Source organism: Neobacillus sp. NPDC058068 (genome assembly GCF_042885335.1).
Lineage (GTDB): Bacteria > Bacillota > Bacilli > Bacillales > Cytobacillaceae > Neobacillus.
Genome location: NZ_JBHVSI010000011.1, coordinates 151,359 through 172,409 on the forward strand (window position 1 = coordinate 151,359; position 21,051 = coordinate 172,409).

Genomic DNA, 21,051 nt, shown 5'->3' on the forward strand with positions numbered 1-21,051 from the left:
ACTTAAGAGCTTTGGCTTTCTGTATATTTTCGTCTAACAGCCCATGTAATCACTCCAATGGTGATTAGCAAAACTCCAATAAGAATGATGTTAAAGGTATTGGTAGCTGTTGAAGGCAAATGACTGCCGTGAGCCTCTGGTTTCTTGTCCGGACTCGTTCCTTTTGGATTGCCACCTTTCCCAGATTCATCCGGATTGGATGTACCGGGGGCAGAACCATCGGTAGGTTCAGGATTATTCCCTTGGTCGGTAGAACCATCGTTATTCCCTGGATTGTTTCCTTGCCCATCTTTAGGATCAGATGGTTCTTGCGGAACAGGATTTGGATCTGGATTTGGATTTTCATCCTTCCCTTTTGTAAATGTCCAGATATCGGAGACAGCTCTTCCGGTATAGTTATCTTCGGCCACTGCAAACCAAGAGTACGACTGATTCTCTGTTAACCCTTTCCATTCAGCTTGAGCAATAGTTCCACTCGGAATGTTTTCTGCCTTACCGATTTCAGTATCGGTATAAACATTGACTGTAAAGTAGTCAGTCGCGACGCGTTTTAGCTTCGGCTCCAAGTCTACTTCTAAATTCCGTTCATCCTTCTCCGGAAATTCAATTGGGTCATAATAATTATACTTATCTAAATACGGTGAATACGTATTAACGATAATTTTGTTATTTTTTTGATCAAAATGAAGCAGCTTCATGTACCCTTGACCGCCCTCAGGTCCACCCTGGTAGTCGCCAAGCATTTGATAAACTTGGCGATCCGGCACCCCATCGCCATCATCATCGATTGCATCAACCAATGTTTCCGAGTCATGATAATGGCCGCTAAGTACAGCAATGACATTTTTATTCGGCAGCACGATTTGCTGATATAACCGTTCGCCAATTGGACTGCGATTGCCGGAAACTAGAAGATATTCATGGAAGCTCAAGATTGCCTTACGGTGCGGATATTGTTTTAAGACATCATTCATCCACTTAATATCTTCATCTTCCACGCCCCAGCCCATGTATAGCATAATGAAATCATTTCCATTGGCTGAGATTAAATCATAGTGGCCGCGGTTATTTTTATAAGATTCACCATAGTATGGCTTGTCCTTAAAACGATCCTCACCAAACCACTTATAATATTGTGTATAATCACCTGTCTTATGATCGACATCATGATTACCTGCCAAAACTCCATACGGAATATGATTGTCATCCAGCACTTTCATAGATTTATCGGCATTCTGCCATTCGTATTCCACGCCTGCTTTATCGACAAGATCGCCTGTATGGAAAACATATTTGATTTTCATCTCATCCTGCTTCTCCGCAATCCACTGTGTCATCCGGTCATAAATATGCGGATAGCTTTCCGCATAATATTGCGTGTCTGACATCCACACAAATGTATAATCATACTGGTCAGGAGTTGAAGGGATTTCGTCTTGGATTAACACATTAATCTTATCATCCTTGACAAAATCGCTGACAGCCACATTCCCCTTCAATTCAAAGTCATCTTCCCCGGCGATTTTATATTGAATCGTTGACCAATTGCCAAGCTTATGATTCCATGCATACATGGCTACCTTTCTGCCCGGCAGAGATTTCCCCTTCCACTCCAATTCGACAAGGTCTGTTTCGTCAACTGAAGCATCCACGGCCACTTCAAACCGCTGATAAGGAAATTGCGTGTCTGAATCCGTCACTAAGTACTGCTGATCCTGCTTTGAAACAAGTGACATATCATCCGCCGTAAAGGCTTGTTCGCCGGCTGGAACCATTGCTTTTGGCGGTTCTGTATCGGTAGCATTTTTAAATGCCTTTACACGATCAGTTTGACTGGCATCATATTTAAAGCCCTTAAAGAAGGTAACGTCTAAATCGTCGTTAGTTGGATCGGTTACTTTTACCTTTAAAGTAGGATTCCCATCAACCGGAGTTGAACTCCTATCCGTCGGTGATATCAGCTCAGGTTTGTTTGGATTTTCATTCACAACTGAAAAACGAACAATCTTCTCTGCCTTATTTCCTACTTTATCAAAGGCTGTAACAGTCAGCGTATGGTCACCAGGCACCAATTTTGACGAGGCTGTTTCATATGGAACCGCTATTTCCTCATCATCCAGCATGACTTGAAGTGTTTGCACGCCTGCAATGGCATCAGCCGCATCGACCTGGATGTCAAACTTGCCCTTGTATTCCTTTCCATCCTCAAGGTTAGTTGTAATCACCGGTGCAGTATTATCGACGTTTACTGAAACAGTTACTTCTTCATCGGAGTCTTGCACCTTTACAACATGTTCTCCATCAGCGGCCTTCGTGGTATCCCATTTGTAGGACTTGGATGGCGCTTGATCCGCTGTAATCGTAAACGTAAAATCTTCAAATGGCCGATAGGTTCCGTCATCCCCCATATCATAAACCTTCGTGGGGTTATTTTTCACAGGGTCTCGTAAAATCGTGCCGTCTGCTAAAACCAACCTTACGTTTCTAATATCAAAATCATCGCGATTTTCTTTAGATTCCTCTAATTGAAATGGTGATGCTTTATTGCCGGAACGAATGGTAATCACATTTTCTCCAATCATAAGGCGATCGGCATCAATCGGTACGGTGATCGTATCCCAATTTGTGATGCCATCATCAAAAATCCGGATAATGTCATCCCCCATTGTGACACCATTTTGGAAAAAGGTATCCACACCACTTGCTTCAAACGCAAAATAAGCATCATGTTCCAACGATTGGTACGTATTTCCGGTCAACTCGGATCCATCAATGAAAAGTTTCACTTGGTCCGGTGATTCTGATTTAGATGTTCCTTTAAGAATCTTTTCTTTGGAAATAATCTCATTCGATTTCACATTTAAGCGCAAGCTTGAATCGTCCAAATCATTCGTTATAGTGATTTTATATGTTTCACTTGTTACTTCATTTGTACCATCTGACACAACAAAGTAATATTCCACGTATTGATTCCCGATGATTTCGGGAGAGTAAATCGTATGGTGATACATCATATCATTGAAATCTTCCGCTAACAGGACCTGGGTGTAATCCTGTTGATGGTTGGGACGATAAAATAAACGCACTGTTTTTACTTCCCTGTCATCAGAAGCATCGGCAACGATTTGGATGTTTTCCTTTTGATTTACTTCCGTTACTTTTGTCATGTTTTCAATCACAGGCTTGATTGTATCATCGCTAATATGGACAGGCTGTGCCGGAACCTGGGATGATTCAACCACTCCCGGTGTAGCGGCTTTCACACCAGCGCTGATTTTTGCCATTTTAGCGGACCCATCAAGCGGATATTTATAGAAAATCCCTTTATCCGGCTTGGTATCAAGTACATTTGGTTCTTCATTATAGTAAGCAACTGCGATTTCCTTTTTCGTATTGGTTGCCACAACGAGGCCTCTTGTCGATGCATTAGCCATTCCCGCACTATAAATTTTTACAATATCTTTGTTTTCCACTAAGCTTGAACCATAATTCGCATTAAAATCAGCAACTGTTTTATTTGTGTTTTGGTCGTTGATAATCCAGAAGACGAGCGTTTTTTTAGAAGGAATCACCACATCATCCGGTATGGACGGCCAAATAACGTCTGTTGTAGGATCAGTGCCATATCTGTACTGAATCTTGTAATCTTTAAAGTTCATGTCTTTATCCGTATTGTTATAGATTTCAATAAATTCATAGCCATCTGCTGAACCAACGTTAGTAGAATCCGGGACAAGCTCAGTCACTAAAAAGGCAGGGAGCTTATTATAATCCATATTGGTTTTCTTCACAGTAATGAGGTATTCTTCCGTCTTTGAACTATTGGTACCATCAGAAGCTTCGATATAATATGTAATATTTGATTCCACATTTACACCAGGGATTTCTACGGCAAATTTAGTTGAATCACCTTCACTTGCATTCATAGATATTGATGTAAAGGTTTCATCGCCTTCTTTTTTATAATGAAGGGTGACAAATGGTACGGTCATGTTATCTGTAACCGCTGCTTCTATTTTTATTGGTGAAAAAGCATCACTCCCGGTTACAGGTGTATGTGTAATAACTGGCGCCTCTTCGTCCTTAGGGATTTCATCCAAATTTACTGGTTTTACCGGAACCTGCTCTGCTTCAATGTCTCCAGGTGTCGGTGCTGCCAACACACGATATTTATCCATCGCTGTTCCTGATGCCGGATATTTGTATTCAATCCCCGCACCATTGTTATCGGTTTCCTCGCCTAAATAGCTTGCAGATACAATCTCTTTCCCTGCCTTATCCTTAATTACGAGGGCGCGGAACCCGCCGTTTGCAAATCCAGGGAAAACATCCTTAAACTCTACTACCTGCTCAGCTGTTAAATTCAGGCCAAAATTCGCATTAAAGTCTGCTAACGTACGGTTGCCATTATTAAACCAATAGACAATCGTTTGTTTTGGAGCGAGCGTAACAGCCGGAACGAGAAATGGCTTTTCCACGCCCGTGTCTGTATATTTATAAATAAATGAATAATTCTCTAGAGAAAGTGGTTGATTGGTATTGTTATAGAGTTCTATATACTCGTAATAGTCCGTCCCTGCTCCTTTAGAATTGGGAGATAGCTCAGTAATCAATAGCTGAGGAAACTGATTATAATCTTCTTCTCCTCCTTTTACTGCTTGAGAGGCAGCATTGTCATCTATTTGATTTTCACCTGATTGTGCAGATGTGTCTTCTTGTTGTGGACTAGATACAGAACCACCTTTTACTGAAGGAGTCTCCGTTAATGGTTCAATTGATCGACTTTTGTCAATTTCTGCATTTTGACTATCATCTGTTTGACTTGGGTCAATTGATTCATGTTGGCTATCACCGGGTTGATCTGATGCTCCAAATTCCTCTTGACCTTGACCTTGTTGACTTGGATACACAGGTTCACTTTGACTATTTTCGGTTTTAGCAGAATCCACATTTTGTTCGTCCTTTGGCATTTCTTCTGCATAAATTCGCTTACTTGGAGCTGCCAAACTAAGGTTTGATAGGATAATTGCGAACATACAGGCAAGTACGAACAGCTTCCTTACTTTCTTTCTAACCTTCCCCACTCTCATATTCTTCCCCTCTTCTCGTTTACATTTCCACCATGTACCATTCTACCTATATTTTGTTAAGAAAATTTTAAGCAAACGATAACTGTTTGTTAATTTTGTTTATTTTCTGTAAAAAAGGAATATTCCTTTAATGCCTATGATGCGCCCAAAATATGGTTTACAATAATATGAAACCATTAAGCTCTTGTTTACGTCTTACAAAGTGAAATCATTTTTGATACGAAAGGAATATGTAGTGTTGAAACTAAAACGGATAGGAAGTTCCATTTATCTATTTATTCTTGTGCTAATCGCTCTCCTATTCTTTAATCTGTTTTTTAAGGAATCTAATCCTTTTACGGAACGGAAAATAAATCATTCCGATTTTTTACCAACTGAGCTTCATCCAATTGTGAAGGAACGGACCAAACAATTAATCCAACAAGCTGCAGATAAAGGAATTGTCATCGTGATTACCGATGGTTTCCGAAGTGCGGACGATCAGAATCGGCTGTATGAAAAGGGTCGTTCGGCGGAGGGAAGTATTGTTACATATGCAAAAGGCGGAGAGTCCTACCACAATTTTGGGCTTGCGATTGATTTTGCGTTAAAGACCCCTTCGGGAAACGTGATTTGGGATATGGAGTATGATGGAAATAAAAATGGAAAGGCAGATTGGACCGAGGTTGTTTCATTGGCAAAAGCTTTAGGGTTTGAATGGGGCGGTGATTGGGCTAAATTTAAAGATTACCCTCATTTACAAATGAACTTTGGCTTGACTATTGCTCAACTACAGAATGGCGAGAGACCCGCTGAATCATCCGTGACGGCAGACATCCAATAAGGTGGCGTAAATGGTACTTTTTCGGTAAATTTCCGCAATAAATCAACATAGAAAGGCGAACAGTGGTAATCACTGTTCGCCTTTCATGTTGATTTAGGAATTACTTAATCCATTCACCATTCTTATTGACCTTGTAGCCATTGATGGTAGTGTTTGCTGCCATACTGCCATCGTTATATAAATAGTACCACTTCTGCCCAACTTGAACCCAGCCGGTTTTCATTTCACCTGATGACGCTAGATAATACCATTTTGATCCATCTTTTACCCAGCCAGTCTTCATTTCACCGGATGACGCAAGATAATACCATTTCGCTCCATCTTTCACCCAGCCGGTTTTCATTTCACCGGATGATGCTAGATAGTACCATTTCGCTCCATCTTTCACCCAGCCGGTTTTCATTTCACCGGATGATGCTAGATAGTACCATTTTGATCCGTCTTTCACCCAGCCGGTTTTCATTTCACCTGACGATGCATCAAGGAAGTACCATTGTGATCCGACTTTCACCCAGCCAGTTTGTATTACACCTTTTTCATCATAGAAGAACCATTTACCGGAAACAAGATGCCAGCCAACATGTAGATCATTTAGTTGCGGCATACCGGCGATATAACCAACACCGCCTTTTTTCAGGATGCCGATGCCCTCTTCCATCGCCTTCTCTAATGCTTGTTTATCAACCGCCGTTCCTTGGAAATTCTCAAGGTCTTCCCCAGGATGTTGATAATTACTTAAAATATAAGAGAATCCATTAAAGTTATCAAGAACACGTAAGCCTGTTGCCTCAGCTCCAACCGGTACTGAAAGCACACGGGATAATTCTTTTGTATCAATATTATAGGCCCAAACAAAGTTATTGGTGTGTTCCCCGCCATCTTCACCAATAAATAAAGTTCTCATGTTCTCAGAGTAACTTAAATTATCCGGTTTAGATACTTTATCTGGATTGGCTCTGTTGCCGTATGCATCAGGGGCTGTTAAATCTTCACCTACAACAAGGGCTTTCATAGCAGAGGCAACATAATTACTTGCAATCATATTGCCATCCTTATCTTTTTGCCCGCCCGTAAGATTTAATTCATATGTTGCACCAGCAAGAATTTGCGGTAAGCGAATATCATCCACAGGGTCAGCATGCTTCGTATCTTCCAGCATCCCTTTTCCGATTTCAGACATTGCCATATAGACCTTCTTATCTTTTGCGTTGACTGCAATTCCTTCCATTTTACGGAACTCTGCCGTTGCTCCTTTTAAGGCGGCATAGCGACGGGATTCCAAGAACGCTGCTGCTTTTTCCATTCCTGGTTTTACCTTCAGATATTCTATTTTGGTTCCGCTTGAATCTGTTTTAATCGCTGTAAATCCTTCAGTTGGTTCACTGGCTGTTTCAAAAATATCACTAAATTTTGTTCCTTTATCGATGATGGCTCTAATTTCATCATCAGTAGCATGTCCCAGCTTTACCCACTCAAGATTACCTGCTCCGCCATTTTCTGAACTAGTTTGTGAAAATTTTGCGGCGTATAAGGTACCAGCTGTTAAGTCTTTTTCTTTGTCAGCGACATACATAAACGTGACAGTATAGTTACCATCATCACCGAAGAATGCAGTTTTATTGTCCGGCATTACCTGCATCAATTCATGAGAAAAACGACCCGTACTATAGTGTTTTACTACACTCGTATCACCATTCGGTTGTACCGTTACTTCAGGAATCCAGCCATAATTATAGGGATTCCCTTTTGTTTCATCACCAAAATAAAGCTTGGCAAAACCTTTTACATTTGTTGAATCTTTATCAGTCCCTATTTCAGCCTCAAATTGACGCGCATTTGGCTCATATTCTTCCGAACCTAAATGGGTGCCCCAAGGAGATGTAGTTCCATTACACGGAATCCACAAGCCATTTACTAGCGAGAAATCAACCTTTTTTGCTTCTTTAACAGATAATTCACCATTCTTTTTATCTTGATTTAATGCTGCTAACGTCATAGAGGCTGGTACAACACCGTAAGCCGATTCCCCGGAATTATCAAGAGTTTGATATTCAAAATGAGAAATTAAGAATAGGTTCCCGCCAACATTCATTAAGCTGTTAGAATCTGGTGCATCGGAAATATAGTACGACTCTTGTCCCGGAACACTCTTGTCAATAATTGGATCACCTTTTGCATCAATTGGCGTACCTGCAGGGATTTTCTCCCCTTTATTTGTGACAATTTTTTCATCAGAAAGATATAGCTGTTTATATGTAAGTGGAAAATTCTTCTTTGCGCCGTTGCTATACGTAACATCCAAAGACGCACTTGTATAGGTTTTCACCATTTCTTCGATGGTAGCTGGAGCTTTCATTGAGTTAAACTTAAAAGAATTGATCGTGATATCCTTCCCTGCCGCTGCTGCAGGTGTTACTGCAGGAATCATTAAACTAAGGGCTAATACAGCAGTCAATCGCTTTTTCATCTTTTCATTTCCTCCCCTTTTTTCATTACCACTCTATTAAAACGCAAATATATTAAGCTACGGTTAATAGAATGTTGAGCGGATGTGAAGAATTGTAAATTTTCCATCTATTTTTTAAAGTGTATACACTAAAGTATCATTGGGCAAAAAGTGACTGTCATTTGTTGCCATGGTATACTTTAAGAGGTTTTTTTATATGAGAGGAGTTCTTTGAGTGGAGTTACAAAAATCGAATACACGTACGAAATCGATATATATGTTTTTGCTCGTTTCAGGGATTGTCCTTGTCGCATTTAATTTGCGCCCAGCCATTACATCAGTAGGACCGTTAGTTGCAATGATTCAGGAAGATGTTGGATTAGCACATTGGAGCGCAGGCTTATTAATGAGTTTGCCGTTAATTGTTTTTGCTATCATGTCCCCCATTGTTCCTAAAATCGCCAATCGGTTAACAAATGAGCGGACGTTACTCGTTGGTTTGATCACTCTTTTAATTGGGATAGGGATTCGCTCCATCTCAATGACGTTTTTTCTTTTCACTGGGACTCTTTTTATTGGGGCAGGGATAGCGATTGGCAATGTTCTGTTGCCAGCTGTTGTAAAGGATAAATTCCCACAGAAATTTGGTCTTATGACAAGTGTTTATTCCACTTCAATGGGCTTGATTGCATCATTAGCATCAGGAGTAAGTGTTCCTTTAGCAACTGGTTTGAACATTGGATGGCAGGGAGCTTTAATCGTTTGGGGAATTCCGGCCGTAATCGCTATTATGATATGGGCTTTTCTTCTCAAATTTAAGCAAGGAGGTCAAAAAGGAATAAAAAGAGTTAGTGCTACCTCTAATCACATCTGGCGTACACCTCTTGCCTGGCAAATCGCTATCTATATGGGATTTCAGTCCTTTTTATTTTATGTAACGATTTCTTGGTTACCTGAGATTTTACATAGTCGAGGAATAGGGATGGGGACTGCAGGCTGGCTGCTGTCATTTACCCAGCTTGTGGGATTACCCGCGAGTTTCTTCATCCCAGTCTTCGCAGGACGTTATCGTTCCCAAATATGGGTTGCTTTCGTGTTAGGGTTGTTCTCTGTTATTGGTTATGGTGGATTACTATTAGGCACGTCCTATCCGATATTAATTACAAGTATTATTCTAATTGGGATTGCATTAGGTGGAAACTTTCCACTTGCTCTAAGCTATATCGGGCTTCGTGCTCGAAATGCTAATCAGGCTGTCGAGTTATCTGGAATGGCACAATCAACTGGTTATGTCCTTGCGGCAGTAGGCCCCCTTATTATTGGATATTTATTTGATAAAACGCATATCTGGACAGTTCCTATTTTCACGCTTATCTTGATTTCTATTGTTATGATGCTATTTGGTATGTTATCAGGCCGCAATCGGTATGTTTAATGGCTAACAGAGACTGTTACTGTTTGAGTTGGTGACCGGATGCGGCGAAAAATAGGGAAAGTGGTCACCAATGAGGACTATTGTTGACCGAAAGCGCTGAAAAAAAGAGAAAGTGGTCACCAATGAGGGCTAATTGATGACCAGTAGCGGAGAGAAAAAGAGAAAACGTGACTCCTTAAGACAATTTGGGTAATTTAATGGAGGTGGATGGAATGAGTCAGCCTTGGTCTCCCGAGAAGGTTATTTCGGAAAAAAGGGCGAGTAGGATTATTGAGAACCAATTCCCTGAGTTTAAGCCAGTAACAGTGAAGGTATTGGGTGAAGGGTTTGATAATTCCGTTTTTCTCGTAAATGATCGGTACGTTTTTCGTTTTCCTAGAAGAGAAATTGCAGCACACTTAATTCAAACTGAAAATCGGCTTCTCCCTGTGTTAGCACCCTTGCTGCCAATTCCTGTTCCAAATCCACAATTTCAAGGCATTCCAGAAGATCGTTATCCGTGGCCATTTGGAGGATACACCATCTTATCAGGAATAACACCCACTAATTTGACACTCGAACAGAGAATGTCTTCGGTAGAACCTTTGGCTCAATTTTTACGTACACTGCATAATTTTCCGATAACAGATGCAAAAAAGCTCCAAATTCCTTATGACCAACTGGGGCGGATCAATATCACTAAAAGAAAACCAATGCTGGAAGCAAATATCGAATCAGCCAGGGAAAAAGGGTTAATCGACCTAGATGTAGTGGAGCAGCTGCAATTCTTTCTTCCATCCATAAAGAAACCTTTAGAGGATGAAACCAAAACACTCGTTCATGGTGATTTACATATTCGCAATATGCTCGTAAATGAAGATGGCATAGTTTCAGCAGTAATTGATTGGGGCGATACGCATATTGGACATCCAGCGGTCGATTTATCGATTGTTTATAGTTTTCTTCCTGCGGAAGGCAGGGAAGCCTTTTTCACAATATATGGTGATGTTGAACCTGAAATTAAAAAGATCGCAAGGTTTAAAGCAATTTATACAAACGTCATACTCCTTTTATATGCGGATGATCAAAAGGATGAAGAATTAGTAAACGAATGTCGTTCAACATTACTTTTAGCATTAAATGGATGATCTTTTTGCGAACAGTACCAGTCACTGTTCGCCTATTTCATTTCCACGGGAAATTTGACAATAAATTTACAAATGAAATATAAACAATTAACAAACTACTTTTATACTAAGTTTATAAAATCTAATCCTAAAGGAGTTGTTATCGTTGAAAGAATTCATGATTCGACTCGTTATTTTGATTCCCATTTGTACACTTCTTTGTCCTTAATGATCCAGCAAGTCATGCGATTAATTACAATTCCACTTTTGTTCCCCTACATCGCTTTTATCAAATATCTAATTGCTTTACCAGATGAAAAATCACCGCCCACGTTAAAAAGAAATGATGCCCCCATTTTTTATTTTTTCTCGCATCGTTTATAAGTTTTCTTCGACCTTTTAATCCATTATCTGAAAAAGAATCCTCGGGATATCGCTGTTTTCCATTCGGCCGCTAAACAAATGCCTATTTAGACCATACGCATATATGGGAACATCCTCACCCGTGTGACCTTTTGTTGTCCAACCTGTACTGGAGTAGTGATTGATGATGTTAATGAGTGTTTCCTTTGAGTCTTCTACTTCCATTTCTAGCGTTGATTCGATGGTTTTTAAGTCCTCTTCATGAAGTGAAAAGGGCATATGATGCTTTAAAATGGTCATATCTTTTGTATCATGCAATCGCCTGGCAATCACAGAAGGTGTGGAGGTAATCGATTTAATGACACTTGGATCCCATCTATAATTATCATTTCGAGCGATGCTCATTCCGCCGGTTGAGTGATCTGCTGTCGCGATAACAATCGTATCCTCTCGATCGGAAGCGAACTGAATTGCCGTTTTAAAGGCTGCTTCAAAGTCTTTAACCTCACTCATCGCCCCTACAATATCATTATCATGCCCTGCCCAATCAATTTGACTTCCTTCTACTAATAGAAAAAAACCATTTGGATTTTGCTGTAAGCGTTGAATAGCCGCTAGCGTCATTTGCGAAAGGGAAGGAACAGTCGAATCGCGATCAATTTGTTTCGGTAGCTCAACCGGTGCGAATAAACCAAGCAGCTGCTCCTTTTTATTCGTAACAAGCTCCTGTAAGTTGCTCACATAGCCAAAACGATTTTTAACAAACTCTTCTACTAAATTTCGATCATTGCGAACGAAATAGGATATTCCACCACCAAGCATCACGTCAATTTTCAGTTTGCCTTCTATTCGTTCATCAAGGTAGTCATCAGCAATTTGATCGTATTGTTCTCGAGATTCAATATGTGCTGCAAACGCCGCCAATGTTGCATGATTGATCTGACTTGTTCCTACTAAACCTGTAGACTTCCCTCGAAATTTTGCATATTCTAAAACTGTCGGAACAGATTGTTTATCAATGTTTAAACCAAGAGCTCCATTATAGGTTTTATACCCCGTCGCTAATGCCGTACCTGCTGCCGCGGAATCTGTAATATTACTTTCTCTATCTAATGAATAGGTTGATTGGGAGCCAACAAAGTATTGGTCAAATATAGTGGGAGTCATGAATCCTTTTTGGGAAGCATGATTGAAGTAGCGAAGACCGGTAGTATAAGAATAGCCCATCCCATCTCCGATTAGTAAGATGACATTTTTTACTTTCCTCGTTCCATTATATTTCAAAATAGGATGGAATGAATTCAGTTCACTATCATGTTGAAGAACGGCAGAATTTAACAAAGTTAACAACACCCTTTCTTTTTTAACGTAGCAATCATAACTGAAACCACTTATTCACACTCCTTTTATAACATATAAAAGGAAGAATTAATTAGATAATACAGTAATTTTACAAAAATTATAAAAATTATTAATATTCATCAGGATTTAATCCGATCGTTCTTAACCCGCTTCAGGAAATAAAGCCGAACTCCTTTAAATTGGTAGAATCTTGAATTATACAATAAAATGGCTGCCCAAAAATTAATTAGGGCAGCCTTTTCCTTTGGAGCCAACCAAACACTGGTTATTCCGTTAAATTAATCGAATATTTCACAAATCCTCCACTAGATGGTCCAATATATTTTATATTAGGGTACTGGCTAAGGTAATTTTGTGCCTTCGGTGATGAATCAAACACCGGTACCACCGTGCCTTTGAATTTTACAAACGACCAGTTTTGGTCCGCAGATGGATTAATCGTTTTATGCGCTTGAATATAGTTCGTGACAATTTGCCGATTTTCATCTGGAGCCTTTAAGACGATTTCGCCCTGACTGACTCCAGGGAAAGTGTTGCTTGAAGCACGATAGTTATTTGTCGCTACGATAAATTGTTGGTCTGCTGCGACAGGCTTACCTTGATACGTGAGATTGACAATTCGACTTGCCCCTGCATTGATGACATTTCCGTTACCATCATATTTAGCCGGTTTTGTCACATCGATTTGATACTGCACACCATCAATTACATCAAAATTAAACGATGGAAAATCCGGATTAATTAATGGCTGCTCGCCCGTTTTAGCTGGGTCCAGTTGATTGAATTGCCCGGCACTCATTTCCAGCCATTCTTTGAGCTGTGCTCCATTCACGATTTTTGCCTGAAGCGTATTCGGATACAAATATAGGTCCGCGACATTTTTAATCGCCAGCGTTCCCGCAGGAATGTCCGTATAATAATCAGGACCGTTACGACCGCCTGCTTTAAATGGCGCTGCTGCCGAAAGAACAGGAATCCCCGCATACTTACTGTAGGCTGGGTCTTTTAATTTTTCCACTAAATAATCGGTTTGTGCGTTATTTACAATTTGAACTGAAGGATCATCCTGAACGAGAGCAAAATAGCTATATATTGGAGCGGTCGTTTCTCCGACAGGTTGATTAACATATTTAATCGTTCCTTCATGCTCTGGTAATATCGCCTTCATTAATTTCTCATCTGTTTGCACAATCGATTTACCCTCTGCATCGACAATCGGTCTTAATGTGGCCTTACTGTCAACCACATTCCACTTTCCACGCTGCTTCTGTAATTGGAGGTCAATGACTCCAAGATGACTGCCGAATGCTCCTGCCATTACGACCGGTTTTCCATTGATGGTTCCTTTCTCAAGATTCGTATTTGCTAAATCTTTATAAATAGGGCCAGGGAAGGTGTTATGTTGGTGGCCAGTCATTACTGCATCAATGTCTTTTATTTGCGTTAAATAGTAAGCTGCGTTTTCCATTCCTGGCTGATAAGGCTCGCCGCTTATTCCCGTATGTGCAAGGGCAACAATGACATCCGCCCCCTTTATTTTCATCATCGGAACATATTTTTTCGCCGACTCAACAATAGATTTCGTCTCCACTTTTCCTTCTAAATTTGCTTTATCCCATTCCATAATCTGTGGAGTTACAAAGCCAATGACCCCTACTTTAATCATTTGCTTTTTTCCGCGGTTATCGATAATCTTTTTATTCAAAATGACGTATGGTTGAAAATAAGGCTTTTCTGTTCCCGCCTTATAGACATTCGCATTCACAACAGGCATTTTGGCATCATTAAGGGTTTCGGCTAAAAAGCCCAGCCCATAATTAAATTCATGGTTGCCCACTGTGGCGGCGTCGTAGCCTAATAGATTAAAGGCGCGATAAACGGGATGGACCTCGCCCTTTTTTAATCCCTTTACTTTTGCCACATAATCCCCTAAAGGATTCCCTTGAATCTCATCCCCATTATCAAACAACATCGAATTCTTCACTTCATTTCGTGCCTGTTTGATGAGGGTAGCAGTTTTCACCAATCCAACCTTATCGTCCTGTTTTGTCTGATAATAATCATAATTTGCTAAGAAAACATGGATATCGGTCGTTTCAAGCAGGCGAAGCTGAACAGTCCCTTCTCCCTGCGGCCGAATAGACCCGTCTGCCTTTTTGGCATCGGCATGTAAAGGTAGAAACTGTCCAGCCACGACCAGCATGGAAACTAAAAAGATGGAAACTTGTTTAACCAATCGATAAACCTCCCTATCAAAATCATACAAACGAAAATAGTATTTGTATCTTTTTCCAAGAATATGACTTAATAGGGAGATTTCACTGTTATTATATTTTTAGGCTCTGTTATAACTGAATGTTAATTTCACTGTGTTTGAAAAATAAACGGTAAAATTCCGTTTAAATTGGGAAATACCCATATTTCCTTAAAAATAAAGGGAGTATTTCCGTTTATATTATCCAAATCGTTGGATTTTGCCGTATTTAGAGCAGTTAATCGGAATATCTCCGCTTATTTCTGCTTCTCAAGCTTCCTCTATATACATTAGCCGGAAATTCTCCGCCTATGAATTTTCATACCTACACGAAAATCAACAATGAATAATAACAGAGCCTTTTTTTAAAAAATAAAGAGACAATGTTCCTGTCCCCTACCTAGTCCCTTAAGGAATTATCCTTTAAGATAAACTGAGCTAGTTCTTCCATTTGATCGGAAATAGCGCGATCACTTTCTAGCGGCGGGCAGATGACGCGGATTTGTTCCAAATAGGCTCTTGTGGCCGGCGCTAGCTCTTTCTCTGCCTGTTCCAAGTAAATCGCCTGCGAGGCACAGATCATTTCAATCGCAATAACTCTTGCTGAATTGTGAATAATCTCTCTTGCTTGCCGGGAGGCGATTGTCCCCATGCTGACATGGTCCTCTTGGTTGGCAGAGGTCGGAATGGAGTCGACGCTTGCCGGATGGGCAAGTACTTTGTTTTCAGAAACAAGTGATGCAGCCACATATTGGACAACCATCAAGCCGCATTCTAACCCTGGATCTGGCGCTAAGAATGGTGACAAGCCGCTTAATTGCGGGTTGACGAGCCGTTCCGTTCTTCGCTCGGAAATATTCGCCCACTCTGCGGCCGCAATCTTCAAAAAGTCCATCGATAACGCAATCGGCTGCCCATGAAAGTGCCCGCCCGAAAGGATTTCGCCGTTTTCGAGAACTATCGGATTATCCGTTGTCGAGTTCATTTCGACACTTAAACGTTCATTTACATAATTAAACGCCTGCCACGATGCGCCATGGACTTGGGGAATACAGCGAATGGAGTAGGCATCCTGGATGCGGATTTCCCCTTGCCGGGTAATCCGTTTACTGCCCTCCAGCCATTTCCTCATGCGCGATGCAACAAATTCAAGCTCCGGATGGGGCCTGACAGCTAATAATTCACTGTCAAATGCGGAGATTACTCCGTTTAGTGCCTCCATTGTTAAGCTTGCTGCCATATCTGCCGCTAAACCAACTCTTTCCGCCTCGTTAAGTGCAATTGTACCAACAGCCGACATCGCTTGTGTTCCATTGATGAGGGCTAGACCTTCCTTCGCTTCTAAAGAAACCGGTTGTAGCCCCGCACGTTTTAACGCTTCAGCACCCGGGAGAATTTCTCCTTTATATTCCGCTTTCCCCTCGCCAACTAAAACAATGGCAATATGGGCAAGCGGTGCTAAATCGCCGCTTGCCCCGACCGATCCCTTACAGGGAACGACTGGATGAACTCCGCTGTTAATCATATCAATTAGGAGCTGTAAGGTTTCTTCTCTAATTCCAGAGAACCCTCTCGCAAGTGAATTGGCTCTTAATGTCATCATTGCTCTTACCACTGGAATCGGAAGAGGTTCCCCTACACCGACAGCATCGGCACGCAATAAATTCAGCTGTAATTTGGCATTATCTGCGCGGTCAATCTCGATATCACTCAGTTTACCAAACCCTGTATTGACACCATAAACTACTTTTCCATCATTGATCTGCTTTTCAACCCGTTCGCGGCTTACTCGCACTCTCTGCCAGTTTTGCTCTGGTATCCCTACTTGTGCCTCTCCATCGGCAATACTTTGTACTTTATAGCGGTCCAATGTAACCCCGTCTAAGTCTACCAATTTTAATTCGACTAATTCTTTGCTGCTCATTGTGTCCAACTCCCATTACTATACTTTAGATGAATAATCGTCTTCCTTTTTCATTTACCTTTCTTTCTCCGTTTTCACCACTTCGGTAAATGGAACCTCTTTTCATTTACCTTTCTTCGTCTGTTTTCACCACTTCGGTCAATGGAACCCCTTTTCATTTACCTATCTTCCTCCGTTTTCACCGCTTCGGTCAATGGAACCAAATTATTATAAACTAGTTAGTATTATCACTAATAGAAAATAGTGAATTTAATAGAGTTTAGGGTCTGATTAAAAGGTTACGTTAACGAAAGCAGCATGGAATTTTGTAGAAACTGCTTGCATCAAGCCCCATCAGGCATTTTTATGGTTAGCATACCACTGTTCAATCAATGCCGCGGTCAATCTGCCCGTGTTTATAAGATTTTCAACGCTGATACACTCTCGGAATGAATGAATATTTTGGAATCCTAATCCAAGGGTCAAGCAGGTCAACCCATGTTCATTTAATACATTTGTGTCGGCACCGCCTAATGTTTCGGTTAAATACGGTTTCACCTTAATGGTGTTGGCCGCTTCATTAGCTGTTTTTACTAAAATATCATCCTTGGCAATATCAAAGCCGAGGTATTTTTTCTCAACTCTCACCTCAACTTTTCCGCCATTTTTCTCTACTGCCTGCTCCATAACTTCTTCCATATGCTTCAACTGTGCGTCTAACTTTTCTTTAGAAAAACTGCGTACTTCCCCGGCAATTATGACACTTCCAGGAATGATGGAGGTTAGCTCTCCACCCTTTATGATCCCAATATTGGCAAGCGTTTCTTCGTCAATTGCCCCCAGCCTCATGTTTGATAATCCTTTTGCGGCAAGGAGAATCGCACTATTTCCTTCTTCAGCATTCAGCGCAATATGGGCGGCATTTCCTTGTACTTCCATCCAGATGCGGCTGCTGTATGGTCCTTTAAGAATAATTTGACCAACATCCCCACTGCTATCAAAAATATAGCCGGTTTTACTTTTCGCCTTGCTGTAATCCATATAGGTAGCGCCAACAAGACCCGGCTGTTCATTAACAGTCAGAATCAATTCGATCGGTCCATGCGGTACCCCGCTTTCAATGATGGCCCGTATCGCTTCCAAATAAGCAGCTAAGGCAGCACGGTCATCGGCCCCTAAAATGGTCGTGCCATCAGAATAAATCACGCCATCCTTTATAACAGGCTTGAGACCCTCTGTTGGCAATACCGTATCCATATGTGTCGAGAAAAACAACGGCGGGACCTGTGGATCTGTTCCCTCACGCCAAGCAATCAGGTTGCCAACTTCCCCGTTAAAATGTTTATGCGCCTCATCAAATTCCAATGTAAAGCCAAGCTCCGGCAGTACTTTTTTTAAATAATCCGCCACAAGGCTTTCTTTCCCGCTTGGTGCATTTAATTTTGCCAGTTCAAGAAATAACGCTTGTAAACGGTCAGCCTTTATATGATCTGCTGCACTTGATACTTGATTCGTTTTCACATTTATTCCTCCTACAAATCTATTATTCTAGCGCTCCACGACAACCTTCCCGTTTTTAATTACGGTTTCGACCACGTTCGTTCCAAGCTCATAAGCAATATGCTTATAGGTTGGGACATCCCAAATTTGTAAGTCTGCTAGTTTCCCTTCCTGGATAACACCGCGATCATCGAGGTCAAGCGCCCTCGCTCCACCATATGTAGCCGCCTTAATCGCTTCCTCAACGGAGAATTGATAAAGTTTGCATGCAAGGGCGATGACAAATTGCATGGATTGGGTATAACTTGCCGGACAAAGATCGGTTGCCAAGGCGATATTCATTCCTAAATCAAGCATTTTTCGTGCTTCAAATGGGCGTTTATGACTCACTGCAAAATCTAGCGAAGGCATTAACACTCCTGTTACCTTTGCTTCTGCAAGCTTCTCCATAACCTCTACTGGTGTATAGTTTAAATGGTCGACTGACACCATTTTCATCTCAGCCGCGAGGTCCGTACCGCCAATATAGGAGTAGGCATCTGCATGAATTTTTGGTTTCATTCCATACTGCAAACCTGCTTTTAGAATTAATTCCGATTCTTCCGCGGAAAAATACCCCTCATCACACCAAACATCGCAAAACTCCGACAATCCCCGTTCGCCTATTAGCGGAATCATTTCATTGATAATCACATCAAGATACTCAGCCTTTGTTACATTTTCCGGGAACCCATGAGCACCTAAAAATGTATTGAATACATCTTGCGGCGTTTCTTCATTTAACCTTCTGCTTACTTCTAAAATTTTGATTTCACTTTCAGTCGTTAACCCATAACCGCTTTTGCTTTCGACAGTGGTAATCCCATGTGCCAGCATGGTCATGAGGCGTTTCTTTGATTGCTCTAGTAACTCTTCTTCAGGTCGATTTCTTGTTAGCTCAACCGTCCGGTTCGGGCCCGTAGCAATGCCCAGTTTTTTTAATTGTTCAGGATTATTTTTCCCAGTCAGCTTTGCTGCGTATTCCTCAACCCTTGTGCCATAAAAAACTAAATGGGTGTGGGAATCAACAAAACCTGGGGCCACCACTTTTCCAGAAGCATCGATGGAAGCGGCTTCATCAGAGATAAATCTCAGCTCGATCTCTTCATTGGAACATACTCCAACAATTCTACCGTCCTTTATGGCAATCGCTGCATTTGTCAGTAATCCGATATCTTCCATGCTATCCCCTGTGCAGGTGATCACTTCTGCCGCATTACGAATGATTAAATCAGGTTTTATGCTTCGACTATTTTCAAACATAGGTGTGCGCCCTCCTCAAGTTGTAATTGTTTTATAGGTAAACTTCTATTTCTTACTGATGAAACTCTTTGACATCAATCTTACATTCTTGCAAAGGAATGACTTTTGTTTTCTTAATAAATTTATAACCAAGCCAAAATACGAGAAAAACTGGTATTCCTAGGTAGGCAGCGAATACACCTTCCCAATCGATATGGCCTGATGTGAAGCCTTGATAGTCCTGTGCTAATAGAATGACAAAACAGATAACAAAAGCAAAGATAGGTCCAAAAGGATACCATTTGGCGCGATACGGAAGGTCGCTTATCGAGTTACCTTGGGCAACGTATGCTTTTCGGAATCGATAATGACTTATGGCAATACCCAGCCAAAAGATAAAAGTGGTCACTCCAACAGAGTTCATCAACCAAAGATAGATCTTTCCATCACCAACAAAAGAGGCTAAAAAGGCCAGCATGCCAATCAAAGTGGTTGCAACTAGGGCTGCTACTGGCACACCACTTTTCGTAACCTTGGTAAAGATACGCGGCGCTTGTCCGTCTTTCGCCATTGCATACATAATTCGACTAGTTACATAGAGGCAGCTGTTCCCAGCAGATAATACAGCAGTCAGAATGACGGCATTCATAACGGAAGCAGCTAAAGCAAAGCCAGCTCGTTCAAAAACAATTGTAAAGGGGCTAGTCAAAACAGATGAGCTCTGAAGGCTTTCATTCGTGTAGGGAACGAGAAACGAAATAATAAGTATCGCTAAAACATAGAATAGAAGAATGCGCCAAAATACACTGCGAATCGCTCGAGGTATATTTTTTACAGGATTCTCCGTTTCACCCGCTGCAACACCAATACATTCTGTTCCTGAGAAAGAAAAACCGGCAACGAGAAAAATCCCTAGTGTACCGAGAAATCCGCCCACAAATGGAGCATCGCCAATAGTGAAATTCTTAAATCCAACTGGCTGACTGCCGTTCATAACTCCAAAAATCATCAAGATTCCAACAACGATGAAGATGATAATGGTGGCGACTTTAATAAATGAAAACCAGTACTCTCCTTCGCCAAATCCCTTAACGGATAAAATATTTAATAGGAAAAGCAAAGCCAAGAATAACCCGCTCCATAACAGTGACGGACTATCGGGAAACCAATATTTCATCAAGAGTACAGAGGCTGATAATTCGGCTGCAAGTGTCATCGCCCATGACAACCAGTAGTTCCAACCAAAGGCAAAGCCCAAAGCAGGATCAATAAAACGTGTGGCATAAGTACTAATCGAGCCGCTTGTCGGCATAAATGTTGCGAGTTCCCCAAGCCCAGTCATCACAAAATATACCATGATGCCAATAATACTATAGGCAACTAATACACCACCCGGTCCTGCTGCGTGGATCGCCGGGCCGGTTCCAAGAAAAATACCGGTTCCGATTGTACCCCCCAAGGCAATCATCGAAATATGGCGTGTTTTTA

Annotated in this window: 10 protein-coding genes and 1 pseudogene; 3 read left to right on the top strand and 8 right to left on the bottom strand. The window is 41.2% G+C overall.

Annotated features, from left to right (window positions below; translation table 11 throughout):
• Positions 1–2: 2 nt before the first annotated feature.
• Entirely contained in the window at positions 3–5,084 is a 5,082-nt protein-coding gene (locus tag ACFVSW_RS14690) for a lamin tail domain-containing metallophosphoesterase family protein (RefSeq protein WP_387317290.1), read from the bottom strand.
• A gap of 220 nt (positions 5,085–5,304) precedes the next feature.
• Between ACFVSW_RS14690 and ACFVSW_RS14695 the strand changes: the two genes are divergently transcribed.
• Positions 5,305–5,913, top strand: coding sequence for a M15 family metallopeptidase (locus ACFVSW_RS14695; protein WP_387317293.1), 609 nt, complete (start codon positions 5,305–5,307; stop codon positions 5,911–5,913).
• A gap of 100 nt (positions 5,914–6,013) precedes the next feature.
• Here ACFVSW_RS14695 and ACFVSW_RS14700 read toward each other — a convergent pair whose 3' ends face one another.
• Positions 6,014–8,380: an alkaline phosphatase PhoX gene (locus ACFVSW_RS14700; protein WP_387317295.1), complete on the bottom strand. Its 2,367-nt coding sequence runs from the start codon at positions 8,378–8,380 to the stop codon at positions 6,014–6,016.
• A gap of 214 nt (positions 8,381–8,594) precedes the next feature.
• Here ACFVSW_RS14700 and ACFVSW_RS14705 point away from each other — a divergent pair, with 214 nt between their 5' ends.
• Together ACFVSW_RS14705 and ACFVSW_RS14710 are read left to right on the top strand one after the other, a co-directional pair.
• On the top strand, positions 8,595–9,794 hold the full coding sequence (locus ACFVSW_RS14705) for a CynX/NimT family MFS transporter (RefSeq protein WP_387317298.1): 1,200 nt from the start codon (positions 8,595–8,597) through the stop codon (positions 9,792–9,794).
• 212 nt (positions 9,795–10,006) lie between these two features.
• On the top strand, positions 10,007–10,921 hold the full coding sequence (locus ACFVSW_RS14710; protein WP_387317301.1) for a phosphotransferase: 915 nt from the start codon (positions 10,007–10,009) through the stop codon (positions 10,919–10,921).
• Between the two features lie 378 nt (positions 10,922–11,299).
• Here ACFVSW_RS14710 and ACFVSW_RS14715 read toward each other — a convergent pair whose 3' ends face one another.
• The 6 genes and pseudogenes from ACFVSW_RS14715 to ACFVSW_RS14740 all read right to left on the bottom strand — a co-directional run bounded on the left by ACFVSW_RS14715 (position 11,300) and on the right by ACFVSW_RS14740 (position 21,031).
• Positions 11,300–12,604 (bottom strand): alkaline phosphatase, encoded by a 1,305-nt coding sequence (locus tag ACFVSW_RS14715; RefSeq protein WP_387317303.1) that lies wholly within the window; start codon positions 12,602–12,604, stop codon positions 11,300–11,302.
• Between the two features lie 289 nt (positions 12,605–12,893).
• Positions 12,894–14,828: pseudogene (locus ACFVSW_RS14720) on the bottom strand (bifunctional 2',3'-cyclic-nucleotide 2'-phosphodiesterase/3'-nucleotidase); the annotation flags it as partial.
• 451 nt (positions 14,829–15,279) lie between these two features.
• Positions 15,280–16,803 (bottom strand): histidine ammonia-lyase, encoded by a 1,524-nt coding sequence (gene hutH / locus ACFVSW_RS14725; RefSeq protein WP_387317306.1) that lies wholly within the window; start codon positions 16,801–16,803, stop codon positions 15,280–15,282.
• A 333-nt stretch (positions 16,804–17,136) separates the two neighbouring features.
• Complete coding sequence (locus ACFVSW_RS14730) at positions 17,137–18,303, bottom strand: M20/M25/M40 family metallo-hydrolase (RefSeq protein ID WP_387317308.1); 1,167 nt, start codon at positions 18,301–18,303, stop codon at positions 17,137–17,139.
• A gap of 27 nt (positions 18,304–18,330) precedes the next feature.
• Positions 18,331–19,584: an imidazolonepropionase gene (hutI, locus tag ACFVSW_RS14735; protein ID WP_387317310.1), complete on the bottom strand. Its 1,254-nt coding sequence runs from the start codon at positions 19,582–19,584 to the stop codon at positions 18,331–18,333.
• A 52-nt stretch (positions 19,585–19,636) separates the two neighbouring features.
• Complete coding sequence (locus ACFVSW_RS14740; RefSeq protein ID WP_387317417.1) at positions 19,637–21,031, bottom strand: amino acid permease; 1,395 nt, start codon at positions 21,029–21,031, stop codon at positions 19,637–19,639.
• Positions 21,032–21,051 lie beyond the last annotated feature (20 nt).